We start from the raw sequence: 16,266 nt of genomic DNA, 5'->3' as shown, positions 1-16,266 counted from the left end.
CTTTTATATTCCTCTGTTTAATAATGTTGTTAATTAATACTTAATATGCTTATTTCCGATGACTTTAGACTTCCTTGCTGTCTTCAGCGGCCTACCCCCTCCACCGCTTTGCGGTCCCCCTCCCCCATAGATGGGGGAGGCAAGGGTTATGGAGAGACGCGGTCCCCCTCCCCCCATAGATGAGGAGGCAAGGTTTAAGAAGAGGACATCTGTAATGCCACGATCCCAATCCCGATCCCGGCCCCGATCCCAGTCATTTCTTCCCCATGGCGGTGGTCTGGCCTTCGGCTACGCCGGCGGTGCTCTCCTTCATGAAAAGGATCTTCACGGTTGCGAAGATGATTTTGATATCTTCGACCAGGCTGGGTCTGGCTATATACATGAGATCCATCAGGAGTTTGTCATAGGGGGTGGTGTTGTACTGGCCATAGACCTGGGCATAGCCGGTAAGGCCGCATTTACATTGAAGGCGGAGGGGCCATTCGGGGATGTCTTTTTCATACTGGGCAGAGATTTCCGGACGTTCCGGCCGGGGACCTACAATGGTCATGTCTCCCTGGAGAATGTTCAGAAGCTGGGGAAGTTCGTCGAAGCGGATGGCCCTGATAATGCGCCCCACTTTTGTAATGCGGGGGTCGTTTTCTCCTGTGGAGAGGCGGGCCACGCCGTCTTTTTCAGCATCCATGCGCATGCTTCTGAATTTCAGTACGTCAAACTCTTTCCCATCCTTGGTCAGCCGCCGCTGGCGGTAGAAGATGCTGCCGCCGTCGGTAGCCTTGATGGCAATAGCAGTAACAATCATGAAAGGCGAAAATATAACTACAGCGATAAGGGAGAGAACAATGTCCATGAGCCGTTTGAGGAAAAGATACTCCGGTGTAGGATCGTAACGATGAACCATGAGCATGGGCAGATGGAAAAGGTGTATCTTCTCTGCACCGCTCATGATGATATCCCCTACCCGGGGAATGACATAACTGGGGATGTTATGGGCCAGGCAGTATTTCACAATGATATTTCTTTCATGGCTGTGGAGACCGCAGATGAAAACGACGCCGGCATCTTTAATAATGGATGAGGGAATGTCTTCTACGACGTCTTTTGCCAGGATGATATCGGTCACTTTGAAGTGGGCGTCCATGTCATAGTTTTTCATGATATGATCCACGTTCATGCGATATTCATCGCATACCAGTACTGCCGGCACCGGCGGATGGGTATGGAGATACCAGCGGTGGGCAGCGATGGACCAAGCGACTATGATGAGATTCTGTACTACAAAAGCCCCTATCAGGGGAAGGGGATTCATGAAATGACGGTTTACCATGGTCATCACTATATAGAGAAGACCATCGGTGATGAAAACGGCCAATGCCTGGCTGTATACCAGATCGGATACCCGGAAAAGGTGGATGGCATAACCGCGATAGAGTCGGGTAATCAGGTAATCGATGATAAAGAAGAGACCTACCATCATATAATTGCCCAAATTATAAAAGGGATAGGTCATTTTGTCAGCATAGTACAGTCCCCAGGTCAAGGAAAATACCGCAGTCAGCAGGAGCAGGTCAAAGAGCTTCACGATGCGGATGTTCAGTCGCTGGTGTGTATTGCTGTCTAAAATCATGAATGTACCTTCTTTGCATATGAATAATGAAAATTGTGAACCAAGAATCCGTTTTACAGCTCAGCGGGGGAGACAAGGGTTTGCGTTAATTCTTCCTTGCCTCCATGTTTTTCTTGCCCACCCCCACTTAGGGGGTGGGTGGCGAGCGGAGCGAGACGGAAGGGGGCGTCCATCTTTTTCTTGCCCACCCCCACTTGGGGGGGTGGGTGGCAAGCGGAGCGAGACGGAAGGGGGAATCCACGTTTTTCTTGCCCACCCCCACTTAGGGGGTGGGTGGCGAGCGGAGCGAGACGGAAGGGGGAATCAGTGCAATGGTAAATGATGGTGGGTGCCCCTTTATGTTTGATGGCACCCTTTCCTTTGACAGAGTTCTTATGCCCGCTTCGCAGGCATCGACCGCTTTAAGGCCCCCTTCCACCACTTCGTGGTCCCCCTCCCCCTGCAAGCAGGGGGAGGCAAGATTTGAGGTAGAGACGTGGTCCCCCTCCCCCTGCAAGCAGGGGGAGGCAAGTTTTGGGTTAGAGACGTGGTCCCCCTCCCCCCTGCAAGCGGAGGGAGGCAAGTTTTGGGGAACGCGGTCCCCCGCCCCTGACAAGCAGAAGAGGCAAGGTTTGAGGTAGAGACGCGGTCCCCCTCCCCCTGCAAGCAGGGGGAGGCAAGGTTTTGGGTTAACTGTTCCTCTCCTCCATGTTTTTCTTGCCCACCCCCACTTAGGGGGTGGGTGGCGAGCGGAGCGAGACGGAAGGGGGCATCTAGGAGTCGGTTTCCAGCTGCTTTATCCTCTCATCTATAACCCTTTCGATTTCCATACAGACTTCTTTGAAGTGGAGGTTGATCTTACCATTATAGAAGCGGATGACCTGGATGTGATAGCTTTCGAGAAAGACTGTCCTCTTCCTGTCGTAAGCTTCTTCTTTTTCGGTGTAATGCTGGCTGCCGTCCAGTTCTATAACCAGGCGGACCTGCGGACAGTAGAAATCGCAGATATAGTGGCCTATGATTTTCTGCCGGTAGAAGCGGAAGCGGTGTTTTCGAAGGAAGAGGTACCACAGTTTTCTTTCTTCCTGTGTCATGTTTCTTCGAAGTTCTTTCGCCCTTTCCAATAGGGTGCAGTCTTCGGGCATCATGTATTTCCTGTCCATAGGGGCCTCCGGAATAACAGCGAGAAAGTAAGGGGGAACTCTGCAGCGTAGAGATAATAGCAGTTAACAGTTGGAGCAGCCCCCTTCCACCACTTCGTGGTCCCCCTCCCCCCGCGAGCGGGGGGAGGCAAGATTTTGGGAACGTGGCTCCCCTCCCCCCGCGAGCGGGGGGAGGCAAGGGTTTGAGTTAACTGTTCCTCTCCTCCATTTTTCTTGCCCACCCCCACTTAGGGGGTGGGTGGCGAGCGGAGCGAGACGGAAGGGGGCCTCTAGGAGTCGGTTTCCAGCTGCTTTATCCTCTCATCTATAACCCTTTCGATTTCCATACAGACTTCTTTGAAGTGGAGGTTGATCTTACCATTATAGAAGCGGATGACCTGGATGTGATAGCTTTCGAGAAAGACTGTCCTCTTCCTGTCGTAAGCTTCTTCTTTTTCGGTGTAATGCTGGCTGCCGTCCAGTTCTATAACCAGGCGGACCTGCGGACAGTAGAAATCGCAGATATAGTGGCCTATGATTTTCTGCCGGTAGAAGCGGAAGCGGTGTTTTCGAAGGAAGAGGTACCACAGTTTTCTTTCTTCCTGTGTCATGTTTCTTCGAAGTTCTTTCGCCCTTTCCAATAGGGTGCAGTCTTCGGGCATCATGTATTTCCTGTCCATAGGGGCCTCCGGAATAGCAACGAGAAAGTAAGGGGGAACTCTGCAGTGTAGAGATAATAGCAGTTAACAGCTGGAGCAGCCCCCTTCGGAGCAACCCCCTTCCACCACTTCGTGGTCCCCCTCCCCCTGCAAGCAGGGGGAGGCAAGGGTTTGGGAACATGGTTCACCTCACCACCCCGCAAGCTTAAGGAAAGCAAGGGTTTGAGTTAACTGTTCCTCTCCTCCATTTTTCTTGCCCACCCCCACTTAGGGGGTGGGTGGCGAGCGGAGCGAGACGGAAGGGGGCATCAGTGCAATGGTAAATGATGGTGGGTGCCCCTTTATGTTTGATGGCACCCTTTCCTTTGACAGAGTTCTTATGCCCGCTTCGCAGGCATCGGCCGCTTGGAGCAGCCCCCTTCCACCACTTCGTGGTCCCCCTCCCCCCGCGAGCGGGGGGAGGCAAGTTTTGGGGAACGCGGTCCCCCTCCCCCTGCAAGCAGGGGGAGGCAAGGGTTATGGCACTGCTTTTATCCTCTCATGCTCTTGAGGTGGAGGACGAGTTTTTCTGCTCCTTGTCTTACCATCTCTATGGGGTTCTGTTTTCCCTGGTGGTAGCCTTCTTTTTTGTGTTTTACATGGTCATTATCGTAGTAGTAATAGTAATATCCATAGCCGTAGCCATTGTGTCTGGCCTGGGGAACGGCGTTGAGGATGACGCCAAGGATGTTGGCTCTGCCCTGGAGGAGTCTCTTTTTAGCTTCTTTGGCTTCTTCAGGAGAAACGAATCCGGAGCGGATAATTAAGACCACTCCGTCCACTTTGCTGGCCATGACGGCGGCATCGGTGACGGCAAGGATAGGAGGCATATCCAGAAGGATGTAGTCGTATTTGTCTTTGACTTCATCCAGCAGGTCCTGCATTCGTTTGGAGCCCAGAAGTTCGGAGGGGTTGGGCGGAATAGGACCGCAGACAAGGACGTCCAGGTTGTGGTAGACGTCTTTCTGCACCACTTCGTCAAAGGTTTTTCCCATAGCGATGATATTGGAAAGGCCGATGTTCCGGAGGCCAAAGATCTTATGCTGCACCGGTTTTCTCATATCGCAGTCAATGAGGAGGACTTTTTTCCCGTCCTGTCCCATGGTGATCGCCACGTTGGAGATGGTGGTGGATTTCCCTTCGCTGGGGATGGCGGAGGTGAAGCTGATGTATTTCAGTTCTTTACCGGCTCCGGCAAATTGAAGGTTGGTGCGGATGGAGCGGCTACTGATATGACACTCAACGGTGTTCCTTACCGGCAGGGCTCCGGCAAATTGAAGGTTGGTGCGGATGGAGCGGTAGGCTTCCGCTATGGGAGAGCGTTTGTCAATTTCTGTAATCAGTTGGATGTCTTCGTTCATTTTTTACCTCCCCGCAGGCTGTGAATGAGTGCTTTGAATCCTGTTTCTTTTTGATTGTCCTGCTCTTTCAGGCTGTCTGCATCAGGAATAGATCCCAGTACGGGGAGCTGAAGGTACTGTTCCACGTCTTCGGAGGAGCGGATTTTACGGTACATGAGGGCTTTCGCCACAGTGTAGCCGGATCCGGCAAGGATGCCGAGGATGGCCGCGAGGGCAAGGGTCAGCGCTTTTCTCGGCTTGATAGGACGCTCCGGAAGTGTGGCTTCGTCGATGACCTGGACTTCATTCGGTACCATGACTTCGGCAACTTTCGCTTCTTCCAGTCTCTTGGCCAGCATGACGTAGATTTCCTGGGCCACGTCGGCGTCTCGTTTCACGCGGATGTATCCCTGCTGGTCTTCCGGCAGCTTGGCGATTTCTGCATCGTTTTTCTTTTCCAGGGCAGCAATGGCTGCATTTTTGCTCTGGGCTACGGCAATGGCTGCTTCGCTGGAGAATTTATCGGACAGCAGTTTCTGCTGAACGGCACTGGAGGATGGGGCCTGCTGGGCTACGATTTTGGAAATTTCATCATTGAGGGCCTGTCTGGTCTGGGCAATCTGCTGGTTGATTTCCTGCATTTTCGGATGTTCATCGGTATATTTGCCGGTGTAGGATGCTTTGGTGGCTTCCAGCTGGGCCAGCTGTGTCTTGTACTGCTGAATAGCCGGGCTGTCGGCGATTCCTGCTCCGGCGTCGGAGAGCTGTCCTTTGATGCTTCCCAAAGCTGCCTGCGCCGTTTCCAGATCCAGCTGGTTCTGGGCTTTCGCTTTGTCAAGTTCGGTGAGCTGGTCCGCCAGGCCTTTCATCTGGTCCGTGGTGGAGTAAATCTTGTGGGCTACCTGGTAGGCTTTCAGCCGATCTTCTGCTCCTGCCAGTTCTGTTTTGGCGGAAGCGACACGCTGTTCCAGAAATTTCCTGGTGGCCTGAGATTCAGCATGGGAGAGCTCGGTCAAACGGTTCAGAAATCCTTTCACCAGAAGGGAATTGGCTTCCTGTGCTTTTTCCGGTGTCCTGCCTGTCACATCGACTTCCAGTATCTGGGTATCCTTGTAGGGCTTGGTGGTAATACGGCCTTTCACGTAGCCTTCGTAGTCCGGATATTTTCCGTCTTTCAGTTCTTCCGTCTGTTTAATCACAGGAATGACTACGTTGCGGCTTTTGAGGATTTCCGCATCGGTATTCATTTCCTGTTTGATCATCTGGTCGCTTCCGGTAGGCAGGGCACTCAGAATAGAACTGGACAGTCCCTTATCCTGCTTTATGCGGAGAAGTGAGGTGGACTGGTACGTGGGCGGCACCACGATCAGGTACGCCGCAGCCACAGCAAGAAATCCAGCTGTCACCTTTGCTATGGTCTTCTTGTTGTCATCTATGATCTGCCATAGCTCTTTCAAGTCAATTTCCTGATCTTGCAATTGTTTGCTCCTTTATGTGAGGGATTACTTTTGAATCATATGGGAGGGTTAGAAGGGGAATAGTTTCTAGTTTCTAGTTTCTTGCTTCTTGTTTCTTGATATTTGCTTTTTTGATATTTGTAATGAAGATTCAAGCCGGTCAATCAATCGATTGATTCCTCCGGCTGTATTTGCTTCCATTTGCAGCAGAGGCTCTATTTTCTCTTTAGGTGCAAGCCCCAAATCCATGCAGATGAGCAGTTGTGTTTCTACTTCATAAGCAGAACCTCGTGCATTATAGAGAAAATGAATATATTCCTTTAATGTCCCACGGCCGGCTCCCTCAGCAATATTTGAGCTGATAGAAACAGCCGCCCGCCGAAGCTGAGATGTCATGGCATATATTTCTGCGGGAGGAAATGAAGCAGTAAGAACATAGACAGCCTTGACCAGCCTTTTTGATTCCTGCCATATCCACAAATCTTTATAGCTCTGCATAGCATGGCTCCCATCTATAAAATACACTTTCTTTGTAGATTCCTATCTGATTTTCCGGTTCACGAACCCACACGAATCAGAAACTAAAAACTAAAAACTAGAAACCAGAAACTAGAAACCAGAAACTAGAAACCAGAAACTCTATCAGTTATTATCCTTAATTTCAGAAACCATGTAGGCACCGCTAAGGAATGGAGCTATGTCTCTGGCGAAGTTAATCTTGCTGTTCTTGGTAAGGTAGAGAATGTCGCCTTCCCGCAGGGTATAGTTTTCTTTCATATTGCCTGTTTTCAGCATGTCGTTCAGGTGGACAGGAATGGCCTTATTTGTGTCGTCCTGATGGATAAGGAAAATTTTCTTCTTGGCCGTATCCCATGTAAAGCCTTCCGCGGCACCGATGGCGTCCATGACAGTGTGACCTTTGGTGAGTTCATAGGCACCGGGCTTGTGGACTTCGCCGAATACGTAGACGCGGACGGAGCCCCATTTGACGATGTTCACCGCTACGTCGGGATCAACGATGTATTTGGAAAGTCCTGCTTTAACGGTGTCGGTGAACTGGGCTACGGTCATGCCGCTGGCATAGATTTCTCCCACATAGGGGATGGCCACCTTCCCGTCAGGGCGTACAACGTAGGGCGTGAAATTGGCAGTAGGGCTGGTGCTGATGGTTTCGTCCTGCGCCACAATAATAGACAGCTGGTCTCCGGAGCGAAGGGTATAGTCCTCCGCTTGAGCTGACAGGACCAGTCCGCCCGCCAGCCCCAAAGCAGCTGCCATAACAAGGAGTGTCTTTTTCATTTGTAATCCCCCGTGAAAACTTCCGTTCATGTATAACTATAGGTTAAAACTTATAACTAAATGTTAATTCTATTATATCAGATAAAAGGAAAGAAATAAAAGTTTCTTGGTTCTTGTCATAGTGGCCTACGGCCACCCCTTCCACCACTTCGTGGTCTCCCCTCCACCGGTCAGCCTTGCAAAAGGAAGGCCTCTTAATGGGCAGTCTAGAGGCCAACTTAGGCTGACTCGGACATCCTATGCAGAATGTCCGCCTGACAAGCAGGGGGAGGCAAGGTTTTGGGTTAATCGCCCCTCTCCTCCATGTTTTTCTTGCCCACCCCCACTTAGTGGATGGGTGGCGAGCAAAGCGAGACGGAAGGGGGCATCAGTGCAATGGTAAATGATGGTGGGTGCCCCTTTATGTTTGATGGCCCCCTTTCCTTTGACAGAGTTCTTATGCCCGCTTCGCAGGCATCGACCGCTTTAAGGCACCCCCCTTCCACCACTTCGTGGTCCCCCTCCCCCCGCGAGCGGGGGGAGGCAAGTTTTTGGAAAACACGGTCCCCTCCCCCCTGCAAGCGGGGGGAGGCAAGGTTCTGGGTTAATCGCCCCTCTCCTCCATGTTTTTCTCGCCCACCCCACTTAGGGGGGTGGGTGGCGAGCGGAGCGAGACGGAAGGGGGCATCCATGTTTTTCTTGCCCACCCCCATTTTGGGGGTGGGTGGCGAGCGGAGCGAGACGGAAGGGGGCATCAGTGCAATGGTAAATGATGGTGGGTGCCCCTTTATGTTTGATGGCACCCTTTCCTTTGACAGAGTTCTTATGCCCGCTTCGCAGGCATCGACCGCTTGGAGCGGCCCCCTTCCACCACTTCGTGGTCCCCCTCCCCCTGCAAGCAGGGGGAGGCAAGATTTGAGGTAGAGGACGTGGTCCCCCCTCCCCCCGCGAGCGCAATGCTATTAAGTTAAGAGAAAAACGAGCAAAATATGTCTTTTAGGGATGCAATATTATTGTGAACTTGCCATAAATTCGCCATTTTTGCTTTGCCTAAACAATCTTTTTTACATCAGTTATTTTTACAAGTTAGATTATTGCATGCGAAAAGAACCGAAAATTGCAGATTTTTTTCGGATTTATCCGTGTTAATAGCTTGGATATCTTAGTTGACAATATTCCTTAGAATCCGGTAGGTTTTCCCTCGAAGGCATGGACCTTCTTTTCAATTCTTCCACGGTCGTAATGCCTGTTGTGAATGATAGCTACTTTGTAGGCCTCGAGTCGCTTAGTCAAATTGAAAGAATTCGCCTGCTCTTCCGTACAGAATAAATAGTGCAGGCAGGGCAGAACTCCTGCTTTGAAATTAACCTTGTACCGGTACTTGTGGTGTGCATCAATTTCCTGAATAGGAATATGGTTTATGATGGCTGCAACACAGTTATACAACGTAAGTGCCGCATACAGTTCCATTTCCTGATAGAGCAGGAACTTGGAGTGAAATACGATGGCTCCTACTCCATATTTCAAATGGCGGAAAGCTGTTTCAACCTGCCAGCGCTTTCTGTAAATACATCCAATCTCTGAGGCAGAAAATGACCGGATATCCAGGTTGGTAAGGTAATACTGGACATCCCCACTTGGCGAAACCGAGGACACGATGCGGATTCTCAGCATCATATCTGTCTCAGGCCGGAACTTTTCACTGGATTCCTTATGATAGATTCCTTTGGCACTGCGCCTTACATGGACAGTGATTGTTATTTCTTTGTTGGTGATGCCATCCGGGAGATTAAGCCCTTTGGCTGAAAGAATGCCTGCACTCGGACCTTTTGCCCGGATGACGTATCCAAAACCCATTTGAGTAAGCAGACACAGGACCTGATAGCCTTCATAACCACGGTCACTGATGATGACCGTATCCTCGGGTTTATAGATAGGATGCTCTTGGGACAGTATTTGGGCCAGCTCCAGAAGTTCGCGCTGCTCATTGCATGACAGCTTTGGTTTAGTCGTAATTGCCAGATAGAGATGGTTTAGAACGTCATAAAAAGCATTTACATGATCCATATGGTACTGTGGCCTCCCAAATGGACTGCAGTCATCTGGAACAGGTAACACTGGAGTAGGCATGGGCGAATCTGAGCCATCGCAGGCGATAAGGAATTTGCCATGGTATCTCTTAAGCTCAAGTAACCGGTGCAGGTCCTTGAGGACATTCCTGAAAATGGTGGTAAAAACTTCCGTCGTGAGTTTCTGCCGCTGCTGAATGAACGCAGAAGGAGTTGAGTCACCAAATTCATCCATCTCAATGAAATTCTTGAAAAGGATATCTGGCAAGGTGCCGGTCTGCATCTTATACATAACTAAAAGAATACGTGCAATAGGCCATTTCCGTACCCGGGTAAAAAATCTGGGGTTAATCCCATACAACTTGGGATTGTCAATAACATGTTGAACGTGGCTCCTAAAAATTTTTCTGACTTGCTTTTCAAAATTGATCATAACAAATCCTCCTTGTTAACAATTGGGGTGGTTCCCTTACTAACAGGCGGAGCCTCAAATTTTTGAGGATTTGTCAAGCCTTTTTTTGATGTTTTTATATTTTTTTGTAAACCTAAGCTTTTTTTAGACACAAAAAAAGCACACGTCGTTATAACGTATGCTTGTGTAAAACGCTTAACTGAATAGCATTGCCCGCGAGCGGGGGGAGGCAAGTTTTGGGAACGTGGTCCCTTGCCACCGCGAGCAGGGGGGAGGCAAGTTTTGGGAACGTGGTGCACCTCACCACCCCGCAAGCTTAAGGAAAGCAAGGGTTTGAGTTAACTGTTCCTCTCCTCCATTTTTCTTGCCCACCCCACTTAGGGGGGTGGGTGGCGAGCGGAGCGAGACGGAAGGGGGCATCCATGTTTTTCTTGCCCACCCCCATTTTGGGGGTGGGTGGCGAGCGGAGCGAAACGGAAGGGGGCATCAGTGCAATGGTAAATGATGGTGGGTGCCCCTTTATGTTTGATGGCCCCCTTTCCTTTGACAGAGTTCTTATGCCCGCTTCGCAGGCATCGACCGCTTGGAGCAACCCCCTCCACCACTTCGCGGTCCCCCTCCCCCCGCGAGCGGGGGGAGGCAAGTTTTTGGAAACACGGTCCCCCTCCCCCTGCAAGCAGGGGGAGGCAAGTTTTTGGAAACACGGTCCCCCTCCCCCCGCGAGCGGGGGGAGGCAAGGGTTTGGGAACGTGGTCCCTTGCCACCGCGAGCAGGGGGGAGGCAAGATTTAAGGTAGAGACGCGGTCCCCCTCCCCCTGCAAGCAGGGGGAGGCAAGGTTTTGGGTTAATCGCCCCTCTCCTCCATGTTTCTTGCCCACCCCCACTTAGGGGGTGGGTGGCGAGCGGAGCGAGACGGAAGGGGGCATCAGAAAGTAGAACTTCTCAAAAATCCCACTCCACTTTGACTCCGCCGAAGTAGTCATGGTCAGTGCCGTGGTTTTTAACTCCGGCATAGCCCAGGGTGCCGTCAAGGTACATATTGCCATGAAGTTTCATGCGGCCTGTAATTCCGGCTTCATTCACGGTGGCGCCGTCCCGGTTTTTCTGACGTTCTGTGCGAAGGCCGTAGAAAGAGAGTGTTTTTTCTCCAGGCAGGTAATGGTTAATGCGGGCGTAGTACTTTCTTGCATCATTTCCCATATCATCGCCCATAATGTCTCCGCTGTAGGTCCATCCATTCTGGAATACCCAGTGGCTGTACCATACGTCTGTGGTTTTAGCGGTTTCCAGAATCATGTCCCAGGATCCATCCGCATTCAATTTCGGGATATAGGTGCCCAGGCGCCAGCCCCATTTGCTTGGGAGGCCTCCGGCCTGGTCTTCGCCCATGAATTCACCATAGAGCTGAAATGCGGGGAAGCGGAGTTTGAAATCAAAGCCGCCGATGTCATCCCATTTGTCGTTATTGTCTTCATTGGATCCAAATGTCCATTTCCGCCAGTCTGACCGGTCCAGACTGTGGTGTTTCCCGCCCATCATGGATACGCGGGAAGCGCCAAGGGTGACCCAGTCTGCCGGTGTCAGGTCGACGCGAAGGCCCAGGATACCGGGATGATCATAATCGGTGACGCCTCTGCCCTGCGCATCGGACGCTCTATCTTTATCCAGCTGCCCGTAGAAGGCATGGAAATCAAAGTCTCCCAGAAAATGGAAGAAACCGCCGATTTTGACCGGATTGGCAAGGTGGGCCTGCAGTGTGGTAAGAGGTTTCATCTGATTTCCCAGAAGGAGATGTCCGCTGTACCCTTCGCCCCAGGTGAGAGCCTGTCGGCCTGCTTCGAAGGCAAAAGAACCTGCCCTGGTCTTGATGTAGGCTTCTTCCAGGGAAGCAGTGCCGTCGTTATCCTTATCCCAGGATGTGCGCCCTTTGATGGAAATAGCCGTTTCATGCCCAATGTTACCGGATACTTCAGCCGAAAGGGCCAGATTTCCATTTCTTCCATACTTGTGACCATTCCTGTTTGCTCCAAAGGGAGCCCAGCTGCCGGAATCGGTGGCATCGCTGTAGCTGAACCGGTCAGCTTTCAGGTAGTCCCCTTCGACTGCCACGCTTCTAAGGCGCAGAGTGTCTTCCGTGGGATTGCCCTTAAGGGAGGCCATTTCCGGGGCCAGGTAGTTTTCCAGTGCTTTCAGCTCATCAGCCAGATAGGCCGGCATAGGTTTTTCTGCTGATTTTTCTTCAGCTTCCAGGCACCAGCGGGCCATCTGCATACGGCTGTAGGGGCGGGCGCCATTCGGAAGCGTCTTCAGGTATCCCATGCCGGATAATTTATCAATATAGGAATAGTAAACACTGTCTACGGACACGTTGGCAGTGGTTCTGTCTGCGGCCATAACAAAAGCCGGGCCGGTTAATGCCAGTATAACCGCCGCAGCAAGGGTTTTCTTTACGATTTGCATATTCTATCTTTTCCTCCTTAGGCAAGTGATGATTCATTCATGTCGAGCCCCATGACGCAGCAGTGCATGAGGATTCTTAAAAAGGCAGACTCTATATCTGCATCGGACAAGAAGCCGCAGGCTGTCTTCCCGCAAGATGAGTGGTCTGATTCACCTGCCCCTTTATGTTTGATGGCACCCTTTCCTTTGACAGAGTTCTTATGCCCGCTTCGCAGGCATCGACCGCTTGGAGCGGCCACCCCCTTCCACCACTTCGTGGTCCCCCTCCCCCCGCGAGCGGGGGGAGGCAAGGTTTTGGGAACGCGGTCCCCCTCCCCCCGCGAGCGGGGGGAGGCAAGGTTTTGGGAACGTGGTCCCTTGCCACCGCGAGCAGGGGGGGAGGCAAGATTTGAGGTAGAGACGTGGTCCCCCCTCCCCCTGCAAGCAGGGGGAGGCAAGGTTTTGGGTTAATCGCCCCTCTCCTCCATGTTTTTCTTGCCCACCCCCACTTAGGGGGTGAGTGGCGAGCGCAGCGAGACGGAAGGGGGCCTCCATGTTTTCTTGCCCACCCCCACTTGGGGGGTGGGTGGCGAGCGGAGCGAGACGGAAGGGGGCATCCATCTTTTTCTTGCCCACCCCCACTTAGGGGGTGGGTGGCGAGCGGAGCGAGACGGAAGGGGGCATCAGTGCAATGGTGCCCCTTTCTATTCGGGATGCCCTTTCTTTACTCGCTGTTATTGAAGATTTTTTTATATTCATATTATAGCACCCTATAGCTTATGTTAAAGCACAGATTTAACATTATGCCAAAAATATATGGATGCCATCCGTTTTATAGAAGCACTGCCTGTTTTCTATACTCCGGATTCTGATTTTTCATGATTGGGGATGCAAAGGATAGATGGCATGAAATAAAGATTACATAAAAAGGGCTGTGAAAAAATGGTCATCATTTCTTCATAGCCCTTTTTCTATGTTTTTCCTGACGGAAAGCTGAAGCCCCCGGGTCATCTCGAACGGGGGGTACGTGCCGAAATGATAGTGGTCACTGTGTCATTCATGCATTTTTCACAGCCCCCATTCCAAGCTCGTCCTTTATTCCAATTATTTCCCAAAAAGGCGGGCAAAGAATCCCTTCTTTTTCATTTCATAGGCATCAGGAATTTTCGGATAAAAAACGCGATTTTTTAAAATCATTTCAGCATTCCTGCTGCAGGTTTCCCAAAATTCTCCGCTTCCGGTGAATCGGTTAATCGCCTCATGGGCCTTGCGAGTATCAGGATTTCTCCAATCTGTCCTATGCCCATCACTTCCCAGAAAACAGATCATATGATGGCGGTATAGATTCTCTACATTTTTCTGCGCATCTTCGCCAAAAAGTCCGTCAAAGCTTCCTACATTGCTCTGCGTGAGAAGCCCATCCTGCATCCAGCGAAAAACCGTTTCCGGATGACGCATAATACGGTGGTACCTCTCCGGATGAGCCAGTATCAATATATATCCTCGAAGCTGGAGCTCATAAAAAAGCTTAGACACCATTTCCGGTTCGCTCTGTGGCGTGAGTTCTACTAGCAGATAATGGGTACCACCCAGGCAGTAATCTGTATTCTCTCCGCCAGGCAAGTACTGCAGCGTATCGTAATCGAGACTGACTTCTGCCCCGGTATGAATGGTGATGGGAATCCCCTCTGCATCAGCCTTTTGCTGCAGCTCCGCCACTCTCTCCTCAATGGAAGACCAGGAAGGCACCACCTCATGGCGATGCATATGGGGAGTAGCAAAAATATGGGTAGTGCCGGATGCAGCTGCCTGCCTGAGCATGCCCAGGGACATGGTCTCGGATCGGGAGCCGTCATCCCCTTCTATATCATAAAGTATGTGAGAATGTATATCGATCATAGGCGATTCTCCTTTTCAAGGTTATGTTTTATGGTTCTTAGCTCTTTGTTCTGATTTTTTCCTGTCTTCCCTTACGGGCACAGGAAGGGGGGACAAGAGCAGCGAAACAGAAAGGATCTTCGCATTTTACCTGCTCAAAACAAATCGATTCCATATCCCTGTCAAAACAGCCACTAAAAGGATTCCAAGACCTGCACCGGTGGTATCAATCAGTACATCTTTAAACTCCGCACTTCTTCCAGGAGAAAAGAGCTGGATACATTCGTCTACAGATGCGACAAGAAAAGAAATCACCAGCGTACATTTTCCCCCATGGGAAATACGAAACACTCTGAAAGCGCTGTATAAAGCGATCCCCAGCCAGGAGTATTCTGTAAGATGTGCCAGTTTCCGCAAAACGCCATTGGTTAAATGCCCTACGTCAGGAAGCATATACAGATAATGCTGAATCAGATGAAGAACATATATGCTTTCCCTGCTGGAATGGGGCGCATCTGCCATAGAATTATGCCATATAAAACAAATAATAAAAAGAGAAAGAACTGTAAGTAAATATTTTTTCATGTGTATGAGTAAGGACAAAGGAAGGCTATGGTGAGTACTGATGAGCTCATATTGTGTCCGCTTTGCGGCCACCGGCCTCCCTGGGAAGTCTCCTCCTGATTTTACCTGCCCATTCCCGCTTCGGGGGATGGGTGGCGAGCAGTGCGAGATGGAAAGGGGCATCCATCTTTTTCTTGCCCACCCCCATTTAGGGGGGTGGGTGGCGCGGAAGGGGGCATCCATCTTTTTCTTGCCCACCCCCACTTGGGGGTGGGTGGCGAGCAGAGCGAGACGGAAGGGGGCATCCATCTTTTTCTTGCCCACCCCCATTTAGGGGGTGGGTGGCGAGCGCAGCGAGACGGAAGGGGGCATCAGTGCAATGGTAAATGATGGTGGGTACCCCTTTATGTTTGATGGCACCCTTTCCTTTGACAGAGTTCTTATGCCCGCTTCGCAGGCATCGACCGCTTGGAGCAACCCCCTTCCACCACTTCGTGGTCCCCCTCCCCCCGCGAGCGGGGGGAGGCAAGTTTTGGGAACATGGTTCACCTCACCACCCCGCAAGCTTAAGGAAAGCAAGGGTTTGAGTTAACCGTTCCTCTCCTCCATTTTTCTTGCCCACCCCCACTTAGGGGGTGGGTGGCGAGCGGAGCGAGACGGAAGGGGGCATCCATCTTTTTCTTGCCCACCCCCACTTAGGGTGGGTGGCGAGCGGAGCGAGACGGAAGGGGGAATCCATCTTTTTCTTGCCCACCCCCACTTGGGGGTGGGTGGCGAGCGGAGCGAGACGGAAGGGGGAATCAGTGCAATGGTAAATGATGGTGGGTGCCCCTTTATGTTTGATGGCCCCCTTTCCTTTGACAGAGTTCTTATGCCCGCTTCGCAGGCATCGACCGCTTTAAGGCACCCCCTTCCACCACTTCGTGGTCCCCCTCCCCCTGCAAGCAGGGGGAGGCAAGTTTTGGGAACGTGGTTCACCTCACCACCCCGCAAGCTTAAGGAAAGCAAGGGTTTGAGTTAACCGTTCCTCTCCTCCATTTTTCTTGCCCACCCCCACTTAGGGGGTGGGTGGCGAGCGGAGCGAGACGGAAGGGGGAATCCATCTTTTTCTTGCCCACCCCCACTTGGGGGTGGGTGGCGAGCGGAGCGAGACGGAAGGGGGAATCCATCTTTTTCTTGCCCACCCCCATTTAGGGGGTGGGTGGCGAGCGCAGCGAGACGGAAGGGGGCATCAGTGCAATGGTAAATGATGGTGGGTACCCCTTTATGTTTGATGGCACCCTTTCCTTTGACAGAGTTCTTATGCCCGCTTCGCAGGCATCGACCGCTTGGAGAAACCCCCTTCCACCACTTCGTGGTCCCCCTCCCCCCGCGAGCGGGGGG

The 16,266-nt window shown here is 51.5% G+C and carries 11 protein-coding genes; all 11 read right to left on the bottom strand.

From position 1 onward, the window contains the following. Positions 1–253: 253 nt before the first annotated feature. Positions 254–1,627, bottom strand: coding sequence for an exopolysaccharide biosynthesis polyprenyl glycosylphosphotransferase (locus ACFWUL_RS00055; protein ID WP_416177417.1), 1,374 nt, complete (start codon positions 1,625–1,627; stop codon positions 254–256). Positions 1,628–2,379: 752 nt separating this feature from the next. Then, the gene (locus tag ACFWUL_RS00050; protein WP_416177416.1) at positions 2,380–2,769 is read right to left on the bottom strand and encodes an endonuclease domain-containing protein; all 390 of its coding nucleotides are present in this window, start codon (positions 2,767–2,769) and stop codon (positions 2,380–2,382) included. A gap of 269 nt (positions 2,770–3,038) precedes the next feature. Next, positions 3,039–3,428 (bottom strand): endonuclease domain-containing protein, encoded by a 390-nt coding sequence (locus ACFWUL_RS00045; protein ID WP_416177416.1) that lies wholly within the window; start codon positions 3,426–3,428, stop codon positions 3,039–3,041. Positions 3,429–3,937: 509 nt separating this feature from the next. Further along, positions 3,938–4,807, bottom strand: a complete 870-nt coding sequence (locus tag ACFWUL_RS00040) for a CpsD/CapB family tyrosine-protein kinase (protein WP_416177415.1) — start codon at positions 4,805–4,807, stop codon at positions 3,938–3,940. Then, complete coding sequence (locus ACFWUL_RS00035) at positions 4,804–6,264, bottom strand: GumC family protein (RefSeq protein WP_416177414.1); 1,461 nt, start codon at positions 6,262–6,264, stop codon at positions 4,804–4,806. The genes ACFWUL_RS00040 and ACFWUL_RS00035 overlap by 4 nt, the downstream gene beginning before the upstream one ends. A 66-nt stretch (positions 6,265–6,330) precedes the next feature. Beyond that, positions 6,331–6,741, bottom strand: a complete 411-nt coding sequence (locus ACFWUL_RS00030; RefSeq protein WP_416177413.1) for a four helix bundle protein — start codon at positions 6,739–6,741, stop codon at positions 6,331–6,333. Between the two features lie 144 nt (positions 6,742–6,885). Beyond that, the gene (locus ACFWUL_RS00025) at positions 6,886–7,521 is read right to left on the bottom strand and encodes a polysaccharide biosynthesis/export family protein (RefSeq protein ID WP_416178129.1); all 636 of its coding nucleotides are present in this window, start codon (positions 7,519–7,521) and stop codon (positions 6,886–6,888) included. Between the two features lie 1,179 nt (positions 7,522–8,700). Next, positions 8,701–10,023, bottom strand: coding sequence for an IS4 family transposase (locus ACFWUL_RS00020; RefSeq protein ID WP_416176962.1), 1,323 nt, complete (start codon positions 10,021–10,023; stop codon positions 8,701–8,703). 921 nt (positions 10,024–10,944) lie between these two features. After that, positions 10,945–12,462: a capsule assembly Wzi family protein gene (locus tag ACFWUL_RS00015; RefSeq protein WP_416177412.1), complete on the bottom strand. Its 1,518-nt coding sequence runs from the start codon at positions 12,460–12,462 to the stop codon at positions 10,945–10,947. Between the two features lie 1,083 nt (positions 12,463–13,545). Further along, on the bottom strand, positions 13,546–14,340 hold the full coding sequence (locus ACFWUL_RS00010; protein WP_416177411.1) for a tyrosine-protein phosphatase: 795 nt from the start codon (positions 14,338–14,340) through the stop codon (positions 13,546–13,548). A 126-nt stretch (positions 14,341–14,466) separates the two neighbouring features. Continuing rightward, the gene (locus ACFWUL_RS00005; protein WP_416177410.1) at positions 14,467–15,207 is read right to left on the bottom strand and encodes a VanZ family protein; all 741 of its coding nucleotides are present in this window, start codon (positions 15,205–15,207) and stop codon (positions 14,467–14,469) included. Positions 15,208–16,266 lie beyond the last annotated feature (1,059 nt).

The sequence above is a fragment of the Dialister sp. genome (genome assembly GCF_047832375.1).
Taxonomy (GTDB): Bacteria; Bacillota; Negativicutes; order Veillonellales; family Dialisteraceae; genus Dialister.
The sequence above is the reverse complement of the archived record's forward strand: the minus strand, read 5'-3'. Positions and strand labels throughout refer to the sequence as shown.

What these genes read in the sequence shown, in the direction of transcription:
- ACFWUL_RS00055 (WP_416177417.1), bottom strand. Translation starts at nt 1,627, where the DNA reads ATGATTTTAGACAGCAATACACACCAGCGACTGAACATCCGCATCGTG.
- ACFWUL_RS00050 (WP_416177416.1), bottom strand. Translation starts at nt 2,769, where the DNA reads ATGGACAGGAAATACATGATGCCCGAAGACTGCACCCTATTGGAAAGG.
- ACFWUL_RS00045 (WP_416177416.1), bottom strand. Translation starts at nt 3,428, where the DNA reads ATGGACAGGAAATACATGATGCCCGAAGACTGCACCCTATTGGAAAGG.
- ACFWUL_RS00040 (WP_416177415.1), bottom strand. Translation starts at nt 4,807, where the DNA reads ATGAACGAAGACATCCAACTGATTACAGAAATTGACAAACGCTCTCCC.
- ACFWUL_RS00030 (WP_416177413.1), bottom strand. Translation starts at nt 6,741, where the DNA reads ATGCAGAGCTATAAAGATTTGTGGATATGGCAGGAATCAAAAAGGCTG.
- ACFWUL_RS00025 (WP_416178129.1), bottom strand. Translation starts at nt 7,521, where the DNA reads ATGGCAGCTGCTTTGGGGCTGGCGGGCGGACTGGTCCTGTCAGCTCAA.
- ACFWUL_RS00020 (WP_416176962.1), bottom strand. Translation starts at nt 10,023, where the DNA reads ATGATCAATTTTGAAAAGCAAGTCAGAAAAATTTTTAGGAGCCACGTT.
- ACFWUL_RS00015 (WP_416177412.1), bottom strand. Translation starts at nt 12,462, where the DNA reads ATGCAAATCGTAAAGAAAACCCTTGCTGCGGCGGTTATACTGGCATTA.
- ACFWUL_RS00010 (WP_416177411.1), bottom strand. Translation starts at nt 14,340, where the DNA reads ATGATCGATATACATTCTCACATACTTTATGATATAGAAGGGGATGAC.